The organism is Algibacter sp. L4_22, assembly GCF_023473045.1.
Classification (GTDB): domain Bacteria; phylum Bacteroidota; class Bacteroidia; order Flavobacteriales; family Flavobacteriaceae; genus Algibacter.
The window spans coordinates 716193-733424 of sequence record NZ_JAMCOK010000003.1 but is presented as its reverse complement, the minus strand read 5'-3'; the positions used below and the strand labels follow the sequence as shown (position 1 = coordinate 733424).

Sequence of the window (17232 nt, the reverse complement as noted above, 5' to 3'; positions counted from 1 at the left end):
TATGGGACAAAAAACAAATCCAATCGGAAATCGCTTAGGTATTATCAGAGGATGGGAATCTAACTGGTACGGAGGTAATGATTATGGAGATAAGCTTGCCGAAGACGATAAAATTAGAAAATACGTTCACGCGCGTTTATCTAAAGCTAGTGTAAGTAGAGTAATTATCGAAAGAACTCTTAAACTTGTAACCGTTACTATCACTACTGCTAGACCTGGTATTATTATCGGAAAAGGTGGCCAAGAGGTAGACAAGTTAAAAGAAGAGCTTAAGAAGATTACTGAAAAAGAAGTTCAGATTAATATCTTTGAAATTAAAAGACCTGAACTTGATGCATTTTTAGTAGGATCAAGCATCGCTCGTCAAATTGAAAATAGAATTTCATACAGACGTGCAATTAAGATGGCTATTGCTGCTACAATGCGTATGAATGCTGAAGGAATTAAAATCCAAATTAGTGGACGTTTAAACGGGGCAGAAATGGCACGTTCAGAACACTACAAAGAAGGACGTATTCCTTTATCAACCTTTAGAGCCGATATTGATTATGCTTTAGTTGAGGCACACACTACTTATGGTAGATTGGGTGTAAAAGTATGGATCATGAAAGGTGAAGTATATGGTAAAAGAGAACTTTCTCCGCTTGTTGGATTATCTAAGAAGCAAGGAAAAGGTGGAGCCGGAGGACGTGGCGGAAACAGAGATAACAAACCTCGTCGTAGAAAGTAATTTTTTATAAATAAAGAAAAATGTTACAGCCTAAAAGAACAAAATTTCGTAAGCAACAAAAGGGACGTATGAAAGGTAATGCCGGAAGAGGGCACCAACTTTCAAGTGGAACTTTTGGAATAAAATCGTTAGACTCGAATTTTTTAACATCACGTCAAATTGAAGCAGCTCGTATTGCCGCTACACGTTACATGAAAAGAGAAGGGCAACTTTGGATAAAAATATTTCCAGATAAGCCTATTACAAAGAAACCTCTTGAAGTACGTATGGGTAAAGGTAAAGGTGCCGTTGAATATTGGGTAGCTGTTGTTAAGCCAGGAAGAGTATTATTTGAAATAGGTGGAGTGCCTTTAGACGTTGCAAAAGAAGCATTACGTTTAGCAGCACAGAAACTACCTGTACAAACTAAGTTTTTAATCGCTAGAGATTACGAAGCATAATTTATTTGATATTATGAAACAATCAGAAATTAAAGAATTATCTGTAGCCGAGTTACAAGAGAAACTTGGTGAAACAAAAAAGAGTTATTCAGACCTAAAATTGGCTCATGCAATATCTCCTTTAGAAAATCCAATTCAATTACGTTCTATAAGAAGAAGTGTAGCTAGAATTGCGACCGAATTAACTAAAAGAGAATTACAATAATTCTGCTGAAAGATGGAAACAAGAAATTTAAGAAAAGAACGTATAGGAGTTGTTACTAGTAACAAAATGCAAAAATCAATAGTTGTTGCAGAGGTTAAAAAAGTAAAACATCCTATGTATGGAAAATTCGTATTAAAAACGAAAAAGTACGTAGCACACGACGAAACAAACGACTGCAACATTGGTGATAAAGTAAAGATCATGGAAACAAGACCTTTATCTAAGTCTAAATGCTGGAGATTAGTAGAAATCCTAGAAAGAGCTAAATAATTATGTTACAGCAAGAATCAAGAATAAAAGTAGCAGACAACACTGGAGCAAAAGAAGTTTTAGTTATCCGTGTTTTAGGAGGTACTAAAAGAAGATATGCTTCTGTAGGAGACAAAATAGTTGTTTCTGTTAAAGATGCAACTCCTAATGGAAACATTAAGAGAAAAGCCGTGTCTACAGCAGTAGTTGTGCGTACAAAGAAGGAAGTAAGAAGACCAGACGGATCTTATATAAGATTTGACGATAATGCATGTGTTTTATTAAACCCAACGGGTGAGATGAGAGGAACTCGTGTTTTTGGTCCTGTTGCTAGAGAGCTTCGTGATAAATCATTCATGAAGATTGTATCATTAGCACCAGAAGTGCTTTAATACAGAAAATATTAAGATGGGAAAGCTTAAAATAAAAACAGGAGATACTGTAAGAGTTATTGCTGGAGATCACAAGGGATCTGAAGGTACAGTTCAAAAAGTATTGATTGAAAAGAACAAAGCGATTGTTGAGGGTGTAAACATGGTGAAGAAACATACTAAACCAAGTGCACAAAATCCTCAAGGAGGAATCGTAGAAAAAGAAGCAGCTATTCATATTTCTAACTTATCTTTGCTAACTTCGAAAGGAGAAGCAACGAGAATTGGATACCGAGTAGAAGGCGACAAAAAAGTAAGATTTTCATTAAAATCTAATGAAGTAATATAGTTATGGCATATTCACCAAGACTTAAAGAAGAGTATAAAAGCAAAGTAATTGCAGCTCTTACAGACGAATTTGGATATAAAAATGTAATGCAAGTTCCTAAACTTTCTAAGATAGTAATATCTAAGGGTGTAGGTGCGGCCGTTGCAGATAAGAAACTAATCGACTACGCAGTAGAAGAGTTAAGTACTATATCCGGACAAAAAGCTATTTCAACATTATCTAAAAAGGATGTTGCATCGTTTAAATTACGTAAAGGTATGCCAATTGGGGCAAAAGTTACTTTACGTGGTGAGCGTATGTATGAGTTTTTAGATCGTTTAGTTACTTCTGCACTTCCACGTGTTAGAGATTTCAACGGAATAAAAGCTACAGGATTTGACGGACGTGGTAACTACAATTTAGGAGTTACTGAACAAATTATATTTCCAGAGATAAACATTGATAAAGTGAACAAAATCTCAGGTATGGATATTACATTTGTAACGACTGCTGATACTGATAAAGAAGCAAAATCATTATTAACCGAATTAGGATTACCTTTTCAAAAGAACTAAGATATGGCTAAAGAATCAATGAAAGCCCGTGAGGTAAAAAGATCAAAAACGGTAGCTAAATATGCAGAGAAACGTAAAGCTTTAAAAGAAGCTGGCGATTATGAAGCATTACAAAAGTTACCAAAAAATGCATCTCCTGTTCGTCAACATAATAGATGTAAATTAACGGGTAGACCAAAAGGTTACATGAGAACTTTTGGACTTTCACGTGTAACATTCAGAGAAATGGCCAATCAAGGTCTTATCCCTGGTGTAAGAAAAGCTAGTTGGTAATATTATTTAAATAATCAGATTTTAGGTTCAACACCAACGTTGAAAACCAAGATCACAAAATCAATTCATTATGTACTCAGATCCAATTGCGGATTATTTGACAAGAATTAGAAATGCCGTGCGTGCTAACCACAGAGTGGTAGAGATCCCAGCATCTAATTTAAAGAAAGACATTACTAAAATATTATTCGAACAAGGATATATTTTAAGTTACAAATTTGATGACACTTCTGTACAAGGTTCTATTAAAATAGCACTTAAGTATAATAAGGACACGAAAGAGCCTGTAATTAAAAAACTTCAACGTATTAGTACGCCAGGTTTACGTAAGTATTCTGGTTCTAATGATATGCCTAGAATCTTGAATGGACTTGGTGTTGCTATTGTTTCTACTTCTCACGGAGTAATGACAGGTAAACAAGCCAAAAGAGATAATGTAGGTGGCGAAGTATTATGTTACGTTCACTAATTTTTAAACCAGAAAGAAATGTCAAGAATAGGAAATAATCCAGTAGCCATTCCAGAAGGTGTAACAGTAGACGTTAAAGATAACGTAGTAACTGTAAAAGGAAAATTAGGAGAGTTATCACAAAATTACGATTCTATCGAAATTAAAGTAGAAGATGGTAAAGTGATGGTAGCACGTTCTTCAGATACTAAAGATCAAAAAGCTAAACATGGTTTATATAGATCTTTAATGAATAACATGGTAGAAGGTGTATCAAAAGGGTGGACTAAAGAATTAGAATTGGTTGGTGTTGGTTATAGAGCATCAAATCAAGGACAAAAATTAGATTTAGCCTTAGGATTTTCTCATAATATTGTTTTAAATATTGCTCCAGAAGTAACGTTAGAAACAATTTCAGAAAAGGGAAAAAACCCAATTATAAAATTAACATCATTCGATAAACAATTAGTTGGTCAAGTAGCTGCAAAGATCCGCGGATTTAGACCACCAGAGCCTTATAAAGGAAAAGGTGTGAAGTTTGTTGGTGAAGTATTAAGAAGAAAAGCAGGTAAATCAGCTTAATAAATTAGTTATGGCATTGACAAAGAACGAAAGACGACTAAGAATAAAAAACAGAATTCGCAAGGTAGTTTCTGGAACAGAAGCTAGACCTAGATTAGCTGTTTATAGAAGTAATAAAGAAATTTATGCTCAAGTGGTTGACGATGTAACGGGTAAAACCTTAGCATCTTCATCTTCAAGAGATAAAGACATAATTGCTAAAGGTAATAAATCTGAAATAGCTGAACTAGTTGGTAAGGCAGTAGGAGAAAAAGCTTTAAAAGCGGGTGTTGAAACTATTGCTTTTGATAGAGGTGGATATTTATACCACGGAAGAATTAAATCATTAGCTGATGGCGCTAGAGCCGCAGGACTTAAATTTTAAGAAATTATGTTGAAAAAATTTAAAAGTGCAGAATTAGTAAAACCAGGTGGATTAGATCTTAAGGATCGTTTAGTTGGTGTACAAAGGGTTACTAAAGTAACTAAAGGTGGTAGAGCATTTGGTTTCTCGGCAATCGTTGTGGTTGGTGATGAAGCTGGTGTTGTAGGACAAGGTTTAGGTAAATCTAAAGATGTTGCTAGTGCAATCGCAAAAGCAGTTGAAGATGCTAAGAAAAATCTAGTTAGAATTCCTATCATTAAAGGAACTTTACCTCACGAACAAAAAGGTAAATATGGTGGAGCAAGAGTAAATATTATTCCTGCTGCTCCTGGTACAGGTGTAATTGCTGGTGGTGCTGTACGTACAGTATTAGAGGCTGTTGGGATTCATGATGTATTATCAAAATCTCAAGGTTCTTCAAACCCTCATAATGTAGTAAAAGCAACTTTTGATGCTTTATTACAATTAAGAGATGCGAATGCCATTGCAAGAGATAGAGGTATTTCACTTCAACAAGTTTTTAACGCTTAATAACGACAGAGATGGCAAAAATTAAAGTAACAAAAGTTAAAAGCGCAATCAATCGTACGCTAAGACAAAAAAGAACTTTAGAAGCTCTTGGTCTTAAAAAGATTGGTCAGGTAAAAGAGCATGAGGCTACACCAAATATTCTTGGTATGGTTGCTAAAGTTTCACATTTAGTTTCTGTTGAAGAAACAAAATAATATAACTGAAAATGGATTTAAGTAATTTAAAACCTGCAGAAGGTTCAGTAAAAAATCAAGGAAAAAGAATAGGTCGTGGACAAGGTTCTGGTAAAGGTGGTACCGCTACACGTGGTCACAAAGGAGCTAAATCTCGTTCTGGTTATTCTAAGAAATTAGGTTTTGAAGGTGGTCAAATGCCTCTTCAAAGACGTGTTCCTAAATTTGGTTTTACTAATATTAATCGTATTGAACACCAAGGTATCAATTTAGATACTTTGCAACAATTGGTTGATGACAAGAAAATTGAAGGTACAGTTGATTTTGCAACTTTATTCACAAACCGTTTAGTAGATAAAAACGATTTAGTTAAAATCTTAGGACGAGGAGAATTAAAGGCAAAATTAAAAGTAACTGCTCATAAGTTTACTGCTTCAGCAAAAGCTGCTATTGAAGCTGCTGGAGGAGAAGCTGTAACGTTATAAGACTTATTTTAAGTATGAAATTTATAGAATCGTTAAAAAATGTTTGGAAAATAGAGGAGCTAAGAAACAGAATTCTTATTACATTAAGTCTGTTATTAGTTTATCGTTTTGGAGCTCAAATAGTTTTACCAGGAATTGATGCTACGCTATTAGGTAGTTTAGCAGATAAAACTGATAGTGGAATATTAGGGATTCTTAATGCCTTTACAGGTGGTGCTTTTGCTAATGCTTCGGTATTTGCTTTAGGTATCATGCCTTACATTTCGGCTTCTATTGTTGTTCAGTTAATGGGAATTGCGATTCCTTATTTGCAGAAATTACAAAAGGAAGGCGCAAGTGGTCAAAAGAAAATCACTCAAATTACACGTTGGTTAACTATAGCGATCTGTTTACTACAAGCACCAGGGTATTTAGCTAGCTTACCAGCTTTAGGTATTCCTGAAGCAGCGTTCTTATTAGGACAAGGACCATTATTTTATTTCTCATCTGTATCAATTCTAGTTACTGGCTGTATATTTGCTATGTGGTTAGGAGAAAAGATTACGGATAAAGGTATTGGTAATGGTATTTCTCTTTTAATTATGGTTGGTATTATCGCAAGATTACCGCAAGTGTTTTTACAGAATGCTGCTACTAGATTAGAAGGAAACAATGTAATGCTTATTCTTTTTGAATTAGTTATTTGGTTTGTAATTATTCTTGGCTCTATCATGTTAGTTATGGGGGTTAGAAAGATTGCAGTGCAATACGCTAGGAGAACTGCGACTGGTGGTTATGAAAAAGCTGCTATGGCTGGATCAAGACAGTATATTCCTTTAAAGCTTAATGCATCTGGTGTAATGCCAATTATATTTGCTCAGGCTATTATGTTTGTTCCTAGTTTAATTGGTGGTTCTTCATTCCTTAAGGAAACAGCAACCGGCATATGGATGCAGACTAACTATTCGGATATATTTGGTTTTTGGTACAACGTGACTTTTGCTTTATTAATTATTGTTTTTACATATTTTTATACGGCAATTACTGTTCCAACGAACAAAATGGCAGACGATTTAAAACGTAGCGGTGGATTTATTCCCGGTATACGTCCAGGATCAGAAACATCGGAGTATTTAGATAAAATAATGTCTCAGATAACTTTACCGGGTTCTATATTTTTAGCAGTTCTAGCTGTATTTCCAGCTTTTATTGTTAAGCTAATGGGTGTGCAACAAGGTTGGGCTTTATTTTTCGGAGGTACATCACTGTTAATTATGGTTGGTGTTGCGATTGATACTATGCAACAAATAAATTCTTATTTGTTAAATAGACATTATGATGGTTTGATGAAGACAGGTAAAAATAGAAAAGCAGTAGCTTAATATATACTATGGCAAAACAAGCAGCAATAGAGCAAGACGGAACAATTATTGAAGCATTATCTAATGCGATGTTCCGAGTGGAATTAGAAAACGGTCACATTGTGACAGCACACATCTCAGGTAAAATGCGTATGCATTACATTAAGTTATTACCAGGAGATAAAGTGAAATTAGAAATGAGTCCTTATGATTTAACTAAGGCTCGAATAACTTATAGATACTAATACGAATACGATGAAAGTAAGAGCATCAATTAAAAAAAGAAGTGTAGATTGCAAGATCGTACGCAGAAAAGGCAGACTTTACGTGATAAACAAAAAGAATCCTAGATTTAAACAAAGACAAGGGTAATTATGGCAAGAATTGCAGGTGTAGACATACCGAAAAACAAGAGAGGAGTAATTTCCTTAACTTATATCTACGGAGTAGGTAGAAGTAGATCAAAAGAAATTTTAGCTGAAGCTAAAGTTGATGAAAGTATTAAAGTTCAAGATTGGAATGATGACCAAATAGCAGCCATTCGTGATGCTGTTGGAACGTTTACAATTGAAGGTGAATTACGTTCTGAAACACAATTAAACATTAAGCGATTAATGGATATTGGATGTTACAGAGGTATTCGTCATAGATCTGGTCTTCCTTTAAGAGGACAACGTACTAAGAACAACTCTAGAACCAGAAAAGGTAGAAGAAAAACTGTTGCTAATAAGAAGAAAGCAACTAAATAATAATTAGTCTTTGGTATTTAGACGTTGGAAGGAATCTGTTTGAAATTATAATAGTTTAGGATTCTAGCGACTATCACTAAAACTAAAAGCTAAAAGAAAATGGCAAAAACAAGCACAAAAAAACGTAAAGTTATTGTTGATGCGGTTGGAGAAGCACACGTTACAGCTTCTTTCAATAACATCATTATTTCACTTACCAACAAAAAAGGAGACGTAATTTCATGGTCTTCAGCTGGTAAAATGGGATTTAGAGGATCTAAGAAAAACACACCTTATGCTGCTCAATTAGCTGCTGAAGATGCTGCAGGAGTAGCAACAGAAGCTGGCTTAAAGAAAGTTAAAGTTTATGTTAAAGGACCAGGAAATGGTAGAGAATCTGCTATTCGTTCTATTCATAATGCAGGTATTGAAGTAACAGAAATTATTGATGTTACACCATTACCACATAATGGATGTCGTCCTCCAAAAAGAAGAAGAGTTTAATCACGTTTTAAATAGCGTGCTTTAAATTAAGCAAGTATAAAAAATTAATATCACCTTGTATGTAGGTGGTATTAATTTTTTGTGTAAATTTGCAAACTGAAATTATTAACAAGTATCAATAAAAGAGATCAACGATTATCGAAGGATAAGATTAAGACCTTAATTCATAATCACTCTTAAAATCAATTTATTATGGCAAGATATACTGGTCCTAAAACTAAAATAGCTCGTAAATTTGGCGAGGCAATTTTTGGAGAAGATAAATCTTTTGAAAAAAGAAATTATCCTCCTGGACAACACGGAAACGCAAGACGTCGTGGAAAAAAATCTGAATATGCAATCCAATTAATGGAAAAGCAAAAGGCTAAATATACTTATGGTATATTAGAACGTCAATTTAGAGGTTTATTTAAGAAAGCAAGAGCTGCTCAAGGTATTACAGGTGAAGTTTTATTACAACTTTGCGAGTCTAGATTAGACAACGTAGTATTTAGAATGGGAATTGCTCCAACAAGAAGTGCTGCTAGACAATTAGTATCTCACAGACACATTACAGTTAATGGTGAATTGGTAAACATACCTTCTTACTCTTTAAAATCTGGAGATGTTGTTGCTGTTAGAGAAAAGTCTAAATCACTTGAAGCGATCGATAGATCACTTTCAAACTCAAGTCAAGTATTCGAATGGATTACTTGGAATACAGCTACTATGCAAGGTACTTATGTTTCTGTTCCTGCTAGAATCCAAATTCCAGAAAACATCAACGAGCAATTCATCGTCGAATTATATTCTAAATAATAATTAATTATATTGGTATTTAGCCAAAGGATTTGTTAGTCTTCTTCATACTTTTAAATCGCGCAACTAAATAACAATTAAAACGAAGAAAAATATGGCAGTATTTAATTTTCAGAAACCTGATAAAGTAATCATGATTGATTCTACTGATTTCGAAGGTAAATTCGAATTCAGACCATTAGAACCAGGTTACGGTCTAACAGTTGGTAATGCACTAAGAAGAGTTTTATTATCTTCTTTAGAAGGTTTTGCTATAACGTCTGTTAGGATAGAAGGTGTAGATCATGAGTTTTCAGCAATTCCTGGAGTAGTGGAAGATGTAACAGAAATCATCTTAAACTTAAAACAAGCTCGTTTTAAAAGACAAATTGAAGATATTGATAACGAGTCTATCTCTATTTCAATTTCTGGTCAAGATAAAATTACAGCTGGTGATTTTCAGAAGTTTATCTCTGGTTTCCAAGTATTAAATACAGAATTAGTTATCTGTAACTTAGATCCAAAAGTAAATTTCAATATGGAAATTACAATTGAAAAAGGAAGAGGATATGTTCCTGCAGAAGAGAACAAAAAAGCTTCAGCACCAGTTGGCACTATTTTTACCGATTCAATATATACACCAATAAAGAATGTTAAGTATAGTATAGAAAATTATCGTGTTGAACAAAAAACTGATTACGAAAAATTAGTTTTTGAAATCATTACAGATGGATCTATTACTCCACAAGACGCTTTAACGGAAGGAGCTAAAACATTAATTCACCACTTCATGTTATTCTCTGATGAGCGTATCACTTTAGAAGCTGATGAAATTGCACAAACTGAAACTTATGATGAAGAATCTCTTCACATGCGTCAGTTACTTAAAACTAAGTTAATCGATATGGATTTATCTGTACGTGCTCTTAATTGTTTAAAAGCTGCCGAAGTAGATACTTTAGGTGATTTAGTATCTTTCAATAAAAACGATTTAATGAAATTCAGAAACTTTGGTAAAAAGTCTTTAACAGAGCTTGAAGAGCTTGTAAATGTTAAGGGTTTAAACTTCGGAATGGATTTAAGTAAATACAAATTAGATAAAGATTAATTAATCATTTTTTGCTCCTCGATGTCGAGTTTAGTAGCAAGATGATAAAACAAATGTCATGAGACACGGAAAAAAAATAAACCACTTAGGTAGAAAAACTGCCCACAGAAAATCAATGTTAGCTAATATGGCTTGTTCTTTAATAGAGCACAAACGTATTAACACAACAGTTGCAAAAGCAAAAGCTTTAAAGCAATTTGTTGAGCCAATGATTACTAAGTCTAAAGTTGATACAACACATAACAGACGTATTGTGATGGCTCGTTTAAGACAAAAGGAAGCTGTAGCAGAATTATTTAGAGATGTTGCTGCTAAAATAGCTGACAGACCAGGTGGATATACAAGAATTATTAAACTTGGAAATCGTTTAGGTGATAATGCTGATATGGCAATGATAGAGCTTGTTGATTACAACGAGATTTATAACGCAGATAAAGGCAAGAAGAAAACAACAAGAAGAAGTAGAAGAGGTGGCGCTAAGCCAGCAGCTGCTCCTGTTGAAACTAAAACTTCAAACGAAGAAGAATAAATGTTAATAAGCATTTAATATATTAAGGATAAACTATTTTAGTTTATCCTTTTTTTTGTGCAAATTTGTAAAACTTTTGTTCCTTATACAAGGAATTTTATCTCAACTATATGAAATATCAAAAAAGACAAAAAGCTATCATCATATTAGCAGATGGTACCATTTTTTACGGTAAAGCAGTAGCTAACAAGCAAGGCACTGCATTTGGAGAAGTATGTTTTAACACTGGAATGACAGGTTATCAAGAAATTTTTACCGATCCTTCGTATTATGGCCAGTTAATGGTAGCTACCAATGCACATATTGGTAATTATGGAACGAACGCAAATGAAGTAGAATCTGATTCTATTAAAATAGCAGGGCTTATCGTTAAAAATTTTAGTTACGAATATTCTAGAGATGATTCTGATGCTTCATTAGAAGAATTTTTGGATAAAAATAATCTACTTGCGATTTCGGATGTCGATACACGTGCTTTAGTAAGTTATATTCGTGATAATGGTGCTATGAATGCTGTTATTTCTACGGAAGTAGATAATGTTGAAGGTTTAAAAAAACAGTTGGCAGAACAACCTAATATGGAAGGCTTAGAGTTGGCATCACAGGTTTCTACAAAGGAACCATACTTTTATGGTGATGAAAATGCAACATATAAAGTAGCTGCTTTAGATATTGGAATTAAAAAGAATATCCTTAGAAATATTGCTAAAAGAGATGCTTACATTAAAGTGTTTCCATACAATGCTAAATTTGAAGATTTGCAAGCTTTCAATCCAGATGGATATTTCTTATCAAATGGCCCTGGTGATCCAGAACCATTGGTAGATGCGCAAGCTGTGGCAAAAGAAATTATAAAACGTAATTTGCCTTTATTCGGTATTTGTTTGGGGCATCAAGTTATTGCATTGGCGAATGGGGTTTCAACCTATAAAATGCATAACGGGCACCGAGGCATAAATCATCCTGTTAAAAATCTAATTACTGGTAAAGGTGAAGTTACATCTCAAAATCACGGTTTTGCAGTTAATAGAGAAGAAGCTGAAGCTAATCTAGATTTAGAGATTACTCATCTTCATTTAAACGATGATACGGTTGCAGGTTTAGCAATGAAAGATAAGAATTGTTTCTCAGTTCAATATCATCCAGAAGCTAGTCCAGGACCTCATGATTCTGAATATTTATTCGATCAATTTATCGAAAATATAAAAAATAAATAATTATTTTAAATAAAAGAAAACCTCAAATAATCTATACGTTATATGAGGTTTTCTTTTACTAAAACGTTGTAGAAGTGTTTTTATAAATTTATTTAAAAACATATAAAAATTCACAAGATTAAACCGTAAATTTGAAGTAATAATAAGACTAAAAAAACAAAATTATGAGCATAATAATTAATATCCATGCTAGACAAATTTTTGATTCTAGAGGAAATCCTACTGTTGAAGTAGATGTTGTAACAGAAAACGATGTTTTAGGAAGAGCTGCTGTGCCATCTGGCGCATCTACAGGAGAGCATGAAGCCGTTGAATTAAGAGATGGTGGTAATGCATACATGGGCAAAGGTGTTTTAAAAGCCGTTGACAATGTTAATTCTATTATTGCTCAAGAATTATTAGGTGTTTCTGTATTCGAACAAAATCTAATCGATAAGATGATGATTGAGTTGGACGGAACTCCAAACAAATCAAAATTAGGTGCCAATGCTATTTTAGGTGTGTCTTTAGCGGTTGCTAAAGCTGCAGCTGGTGAGTTAGGTTTACCTTTATACCGTTACGTAGGTGGTGTTTCTGCTAATACGTTACCATTACCAATGATGAACATTATTAACGGTGGTTCTCATAGTGATGCTCCAATTGCGTTTCAAGAATTTATGATCATGCCTGTTAAAGCTAAAAACTTTACACATGCTATGCAAATGGGAACTGAAATTTTCCATAACCTTAAAAAAGTATTACACGATAGAGATTTAAGTACTGCTGTTGGTGATGAAGGTGGTTTTGCTCCTAATTTACCAGGCGGAACAGAAGATGCTTTAGAAACTATTGCAAAAGCTGTTGAAAATGCAGGTTATAAATTTGGTGACGAAGTAAAAATTGCTTTAGATTGTGCTTCTGCAGAATTTTTTGTTGATGGAAAATATGATTATACTAAATTCGAAGGAGATAAAGGTATGATTAGAACTTCAAAAGAACAAGCTGAATATTTAGCTGAATTGGCTGCTAAGTATCCAATTATTTCTATTGAAGACGGAATGGATGAAAACGATTGGGAAGGAACTAAATACCTTACTGAATTAATTGGAGATAAAGTACAATTAGTTGGTGATGATTTATTTGTAACTAACGTAGAGCGTTTAGCTCGTGGTATCAAAGAAGGTATTGCTAATTCAATCTTGATTAAAGTAAACCAAATTGGTTCTTTAACTGAAACTATTGCTGCTGTAAACATGGCTAAAAATGCTGGTTATACAACTGTAATGTCTCACCGTTCTGGAGAAACTGAAGATACAACTATTGCAGATTTAGCAGTAGCGCTTAATTGTGGTCAAATTAAAACAGGATCTGCTTCACGTAGTGATCGTATGGCTAAATACAATCAATTACTTCGTATTGAAGAAGAATTGGGTGAAGTAGCTCATTTTCCTCAAGAAAATGCATTCAAAGTAAAATAAACCACATTTTTTAAGTTTATATATCAAAAGCGATTATTTTTTTAATAATCGCTTTTTTATTGACTATTGTTGTTAATAATTCTTAAAATGACGAAATGGTTTGCGATATTCTAAAATAAATAAGCAGATATTTTGTAAATTAGCCCAACTTAAATTAAATTTTTTTATAAAACTATGTCAAATAAAGCTATACTAGAAATAAACGGCAAAAAACACGAGTTTCCTTTAATTACAGGAACGGAAGATGAAGTAGCCATGGATATTAAAACGTTTAGAAGCGTAACAGGTGGTGTAACCACCTTAGATCCAGGTTTTAAGAATACAGGATCGTGTGAAAGTGCTATAACATTTTTAGATGGCGAAAAAGGTATTTTGCGTTACAGAGGTTATTCTATCGAAGAATTAGCTGAAAAAGCTGATTTTTTAGAGGTTGCTTTTCTTCTAATTTTTGGAGAACTTCCAAATAAAGAGCAACTTGAAAAGTTTCATGATGATATCAAGAAAAACTCAATAGTTGATGAGGACGTTCATAAAATTTTAGACGCTTTCCCAAAATCTGCACACCCAATGGGTGTTTTATCATCTTTAACGAGTGCGTTAACAGCTTTTAATCCAAGTTCAGTTAATGTTGATTCCGAAGAAGATTTGTATCATACCATCGTGAAAATATTAGGTAAATTTCCTGTATTAGTAGCATGGACCATGCGTAAAAAGAGTGGCTTACCGCTTGATTATGGTGACAAGAATTTAGGGTACGTGGAAAACATTCTTAAAATGATGTTTAAACAACCTAATGAAGAGTATGTACATGATGAAGTTTTAATTAATGCTTTAGATAAACTATTAATTTTACATGCAGATCACGAGCAAAACTGTTCTACATCTACGGTTAGAATTGTTGGTTCATCGCATGCCGGATTATTTGCATCAATTTCTGCTGGTATTTCTGCATTATGGGGACCACTCCATGGTGGTGCTAATCAAGCCGTTTTAGAAATGCTGGAAGCTATAAAAGCTGATGATGGAGATACTAAAAAATACATGGCAAAAGCTAAAGATAAAAATGATCCTTTTCGTCTAATGGGCTTTGGGCATCGTGTTTATAAAAACTTTGATCCACGTGCAAAAATTATTAAAATAGCTGCCGATGAAGTTTTAGATGATTTAGGTGTCGATGATCCTATCTTGTCTATTGCAAAAGGTCTTGAAAAAGAAGCTTTAGAAGATAAGTACTTTGTTGATAGAAATTTATATCCTAACGTTGATTTCTATTCAGGAATTATCTATAGAGCTATGGGTATCCCAACAGATATGTTTACTGTAATGTTCGCTTTAGGACGCTTACCAGGTTGGATTGCTCAATGGCGTGAAATGCGTTTAAACAAAGAGCCAATAGGACGTCCAAGACAATTATATGTAGGTAAAACTTTAAGAAGTTTTGTTCCTGTAGAAAAAAGATAAAATAACATCTTTTAAAAAATAAAAAAAGCTTCATAACTTAATTGTTATGGAGCTTTTTTTATATTTACCGAATGATAAAATTAAATGTTAAAAACGAAACGTCAAGACTGCGTGCCGTTATTTTAGGTATAGCAGAAAGTAATGGATCAGTTCCGGCTGTAGAAGATTGCTACGACCCTAAAAGTGTGGAACATGTATTGGCAGGTACTTATCCTAAAGAAGTTGATATGATTTCTGAATTGGATGAAGTTGCAGAAGTTTTTAAGAAATATGAAGTCAAGGTTTACCGGCCAAAAGTTATTAAGGATTGTAACCAGATATTTTCTCGGGACATCGCTTTTGTAATTGAAGATAAGATAATTAGAGCTAATATTTTACCAGATAGAGAAGAAGAGGTAGAAGCTATTCAATATATCTGCGATCAAATAGATGTAAATAATAGAATTATTCTACCAGAAGATTGCCATGTTGAGGGTGGTGATGTGATGCCGTGGAACGATTATATTTTTATTGGTACATACTCTGGTGAAGATTATCCAGATTTAATAACCGCGCGTACAAATATGGACGCTGTTATTGCCATTCAAGAATTGTTTCCAGAGAAAATAGTAAAGTCTTTTGAGCTTCGAAAATCGAACACTGTCGCTAAAGAAAATGCACTTCATCTAGATTGTTGCTTCCAACCTATAGGAAAAGATAAAGCAATAATCCATAAAAACGGTTTTTTAGTTGAAAAGGAATACGAATGGTTAGTTGATTTCTTCGGAAAGGACAAGGTTTTCGAAATAACGAAAGATGAAATGTATCAAATGAATAGTAATGTGTTCTCTATTTCAGAAGATGTTATTATTTCTGATAAGAATTTCACACGTTTAAACGCTTGGTTACGTAGTGAGGGTTTTACAGTAGAAGAGGTTTCGTATGCTGAAATAAGTAAGCAAGAAGGCTTATTACGTTGTACTACAATGCCATTAATTAGAGATTAAATTTTGGCTAAATATTTTCGAGTTAATAATTTTAGTTGTTTCAAACTCGTTAATATCAATACTGTATAAATTTGAGGATGGTGATTTAGAATAGTCGTTTATAATATAACCACCAACAACATATAGTTTGTTTTTGTAATAATGAATTCTTGAAGCTTCTAATTTTAGGTTGATATTATATTCATTCAGCGTTTTTGTAATAATATTGTATGTTAATAGCTTAGATTTTTCAAAAATATATATCATATTATTTGAGTATGCTAATGCAGGATTCTTCAAGCCACTAAATAAATCACCTTCAGTAGTCCATGTTCCAGTGGTAATATTATAGGTTTCTATTTCTGTTAGTGGTTTACCGTTAAAACCACCAATTAAGTAAATTATATTTTCAATTAAAACACCTTTTACTTCTTTAGCCTTGGTCATATTTTTCAGTTCATACCAATAGCCAGTATCTACGTTGTAAATATGAGATTTATCAGTATAAATCTTTTCACCTCTTTTATTCATTTTAACTGAACCTCCCATAACTATAAGGTTATTATTATAACTAAAAGACGCAAAGTTAATGGCTTGATGTGGGTTTGTTTTATCAATAATTATACTGTCATTTTTAATATCGTAAATCTCTATGATATTATTTAAATACTCCTTCTTTTTGTTTGCAGATAATCCTTTTCCTCCTAAAACATAAATGTTGTTATTAAAATAGTTGATATTATGGTAGGCTCGCTTTTTGAACTTTAATTCTTTTCTTTTCCAAGAATTTGTTTTAAGATCATAAACTTGCAGCTCACCTTTATAAGTTTCGTAAGTAGGATTAGGACTTGAACTTATCCTTCTTAATAGGTCGGAAAATGTTGCTTGCGCTCTCATTTGCATTTCAAGAAGGGCTTTTTTTTGATTATCTTCAATATATGATGCATCACCAGCAATAAGGTATATTTTATTATCAATTAATTCCGAACCAAAAGAATGAATCCCTCTTTTTAAAGGTGCTAATTTTTTATATGAAATGTAGGTTTTTAATTTTTGATTAGATGATACAACAATTTTGTTGAGCTGTTCAGTTTTTTTTAAAATACGAATTTTGAAATCAGTTTTTTTTAATTCAGAAGAAGTCGTGGTTTTGGAGTGGTAACCAATCATTGAGATAAAAATGGTATCTGAAGCATTTAATTTAGAGTCTAACTTTAAAATAAACTCGCCTTTTGTATTTGTGTTTGTTCCTTTTTTTATTTTTTTAAAATAAACAGTTACATTTTCTAAAGGTGCATTAGTATCAGAATCTACAATTGTTCCTTGCATGTTTTGCCCAAATAAGCTGTAGGTTGATAATAATATGAGCATTCAATATTTCATGTCTTTATT

Annotated in this window: 27 protein-coding genes; 26 read left to right on the top strand and 1 reads right to left on the bottom strand. The window is 33.2% G+C overall.

What is annotated here, in order from left to right:
* Position 1 precedes the first annotated feature (1 nt).
* The 26 genes from rpsC to M4I23_RS11300 all read left to right on the top strand — a co-directional run bounded on the left by rpsC (position 2) and on the right by M4I23_RS11300 (position 15861).
* The gene (rpsC, locus tag M4I23_RS11425; protein ID WP_042499130.1) at positions 2–730 is read left to right on the top strand and encodes a 30S ribosomal protein S3; all 729 of its coding nucleotides are present in this window, start codon (positions 2–4) and stop codon (positions 728–730) included.
* A 20-nt stretch (positions 731–750) separates the two neighbouring features.
* Complete coding sequence (rplP, locus tag M4I23_RS11420) at positions 751–1170, top strand: 50S ribosomal protein L16 (protein ID WP_158844916.1); 420 nt, start codon at positions 751–753, stop codon at positions 1168–1170.
* A 13-nt stretch (positions 1171–1183) separates the two neighbouring features.
* Positions 1184–1375, top strand: coding sequence for a 50S ribosomal protein L29 (rpmC, locus tag M4I23_RS11415; protein ID WP_069831954.1), 192 nt, complete (start codon positions 1184–1186; stop codon positions 1373–1375).
* A gap of 12 nt (positions 1376–1387) precedes the next feature.
* The gene (gene rpsQ / locus M4I23_RS11410) at positions 1388–1645 is read left to right on the top strand and encodes a 30S ribosomal protein S17 (protein WP_034043311.1); all 258 of its coding nucleotides are present in this window, start codon (positions 1388–1390) and stop codon (positions 1643–1645) included.
* 2 nt (positions 1646–1647) lie between these two features.
* A complete protein-coding gene (gene rplN / locus M4I23_RS11405; protein WP_158844913.1) occupies positions 1648–2016 on the top strand; it encodes a 50S ribosomal protein L14 in 369 nt (122 codons plus the stop codon).
* Positions 2017–2032: 16 nt separating this feature from the next.
* A complete protein-coding gene (rplX, locus tag M4I23_RS11400; RefSeq protein ID WP_158844911.1) occupies positions 2033–2344 on the top strand; it encodes a 50S ribosomal protein L24 in 312 nt (103 codons plus the stop codon).
* A gap of 2 nt (positions 2345–2346) precedes the next feature.
* Positions 2347–2898, top strand: a complete 552-nt coding sequence (rplE, locus tag M4I23_RS11395; RefSeq protein ID WP_158844908.1) for a 50S ribosomal protein L5 — start codon at positions 2347–2349, stop codon at positions 2896–2898.
* Positions 2899–2901: 3 nt separating this feature from the next.
* Positions 2902–3171: a 30S ribosomal protein S14 gene (gene rpsN / locus M4I23_RS11390; protein ID WP_158844905.1), complete on the top strand. Its 270-nt coding sequence runs from the start codon at positions 2902–2904 to the stop codon at positions 3169–3171.
* Between the two features lie 70 nt (positions 3172–3241).
* Complete coding sequence (gene rpsH, locus M4I23_RS11385) at positions 3242–3640, top strand: 30S ribosomal protein S8 (RefSeq protein WP_158844902.1); 399 nt, start codon at positions 3242–3244, stop codon at positions 3638–3640.
* Positions 3641–3658: 18 nt separating this feature from the next.
* Positions 3659–4201, top strand: a complete 543-nt coding sequence (gene rplF / locus M4I23_RS11380) for a 50S ribosomal protein L6 (RefSeq protein WP_158844899.1) — start codon at positions 3659–3661, stop codon at positions 4199–4201.
* Between the two features lie 10 nt (positions 4202–4211).
* Positions 4212–4565: a 50S ribosomal protein L18 gene (gene rplR, locus M4I23_RS11375; protein ID WP_158844897.1), complete on the top strand. Its 354-nt coding sequence runs from the start codon at positions 4212–4214 to the stop codon at positions 4563–4565.
* 6 nt (positions 4566–4571) lie between these two features.
* The gene (gene rpsE, locus M4I23_RS11370) at positions 4572–5096 is read left to right on the top strand and encodes a 30S ribosomal protein S5 (RefSeq protein ID WP_158844894.1); all 525 of its coding nucleotides are present in this window, start codon (positions 4572–4574) and stop codon (positions 5094–5096) included.
* An 11-nt stretch (positions 5097–5107) separates the two neighbouring features.
* Positions 5108–5290 carry a 50S ribosomal protein L30 gene (gene rpmD / locus M4I23_RS11365; protein ID WP_042499151.1) on the top strand — a complete coding sequence of 61 codons (183 nt, stop codon included), beginning with the start codon at positions 5108–5110 and terminating at the stop codon, positions 5288–5290.
* 11 nt (positions 5291–5301) lie between these two features.
* The gene (rplO, locus tag M4I23_RS11360; protein ID WP_158844891.1) at positions 5302–5754 is read left to right on the top strand and encodes a 50S ribosomal protein L15; all 453 of its coding nucleotides are present in this window, start codon (positions 5302–5304) and stop codon (positions 5752–5754) included.
* 14 nt (positions 5755–5768) lie between these two features.
* Complete coding sequence (secY, locus tag M4I23_RS11355) at positions 5769–7115, top strand: preprotein translocase subunit SecY (protein WP_158844888.1); 1347 nt, start codon at positions 5769–5771, stop codon at positions 7113–7115.
* Between the two features lie 8 nt (positions 7116–7123).
* Complete coding sequence (gene infA, locus M4I23_RS11350; protein WP_007094967.1) at positions 7124–7339, top strand: translation initiation factor IF-1; 216 nt, start codon at positions 7124–7126, stop codon at positions 7337–7339.
* A 10-nt stretch (positions 7340–7349) separates the two neighbouring features.
* Positions 7350–7466 (top strand): type B 50S ribosomal protein L36, encoded by a 117-nt coding sequence (gene ykgO / locus M4I23_RS11345; protein WP_083243899.1) that lies wholly within the window; start codon positions 7350–7352, stop codon positions 7464–7466.
* A gap of 2 nt (positions 7467–7468) precedes the next feature.
* A complete protein-coding gene (gene rpsM / locus M4I23_RS11340) occupies positions 7469–7843 on the top strand; it encodes a 30S ribosomal protein S13 (RefSeq protein ID WP_042499155.1) in 375 nt (124 codons plus the stop codon).
* A gap of 99 nt (positions 7844–7942) precedes the next feature.
* Positions 7943–8326 carry a 30S ribosomal protein S11 gene (gene rpsK / locus M4I23_RS11335; RefSeq protein ID WP_042499157.1) on the top strand — a complete coding sequence of 128 codons (384 nt, stop codon included), beginning with the start codon at positions 7943–7945 and terminating at the stop codon, positions 8324–8326.
* Positions 8327–8518: 192 nt separating this feature from the next.
* Positions 8519–9124 carry a 30S ribosomal protein S4 gene (rpsD, locus tag M4I23_RS11330; RefSeq protein WP_249754464.1) on the top strand — a complete coding sequence of 202 codons (606 nt, stop codon included), beginning with the start codon at positions 8519–8521 and terminating at the stop codon, positions 9122–9124.
* A gap of 94 nt (positions 9125–9218) precedes the next feature.
* The gene (locus M4I23_RS11325; protein ID WP_249754463.1) at positions 9219–10211 is read left to right on the top strand and encodes a DNA-directed RNA polymerase subunit alpha; all 993 of its coding nucleotides are present in this window, start codon (positions 9219–9221) and stop codon (positions 10209–10211) included.
* A gap of 58 nt (positions 10212–10269) precedes the next feature.
* A complete protein-coding gene (gene rplQ, locus M4I23_RS11320; RefSeq protein WP_249754462.1) occupies positions 10270–10740 on the top strand; it encodes a 50S ribosomal protein L17 in 471 nt (156 codons plus the stop codon).
* Between the two features lie 110 nt (positions 10741–10850).
* Complete coding sequence (carA, locus tag M4I23_RS11315; RefSeq protein ID WP_158844882.1) at positions 10851–11957, top strand: glutamine-hydrolyzing carbamoyl-phosphate synthase small subunit; 1107 nt, start codon at positions 10851–10853, stop codon at positions 11955–11957.
* Positions 11958–12121: 164 nt separating this feature from the next.
* Complete coding sequence (gene eno / locus M4I23_RS11310) at positions 12122–13414, top strand: phosphopyruvate hydratase (protein ID WP_249754461.1); 1293 nt, start codon at positions 12122–12124, stop codon at positions 13412–13414.
* Between the two features lie 174 nt (positions 13415–13588).
* Positions 13589–14875 carry a citrate synthase gene (locus M4I23_RS11305; protein WP_158844876.1) on the top strand — a complete coding sequence of 429 codons (1287 nt, stop codon included), beginning with the start codon at positions 13589–13591 and terminating at the stop codon, positions 14873–14875.
* A 71-nt stretch (positions 14876–14946) separates the two neighbouring features.
* Entirely contained in the window at positions 14947–15861 is a 915-nt protein-coding gene (locus M4I23_RS11300; RefSeq protein ID WP_249754460.1) for a dimethylarginine dimethylaminohydrolase family protein, read from the top strand.
* Here the strand turns inward: M4I23_RS11300 and M4I23_RS11295 are convergent.
* Complete coding sequence (locus M4I23_RS11295) at positions 15847–17211, bottom strand: carboxypeptidase-like regulatory domain-containing protein (protein WP_249754459.1); 1365 nt, start codon at positions 17209–17211, stop codon at positions 15847–15849. The genes M4I23_RS11300 and M4I23_RS11295 overlap by 15 nt on opposite strands.
* Between the last annotated feature and the right edge of the window lie 21 nt (positions 17212–17232).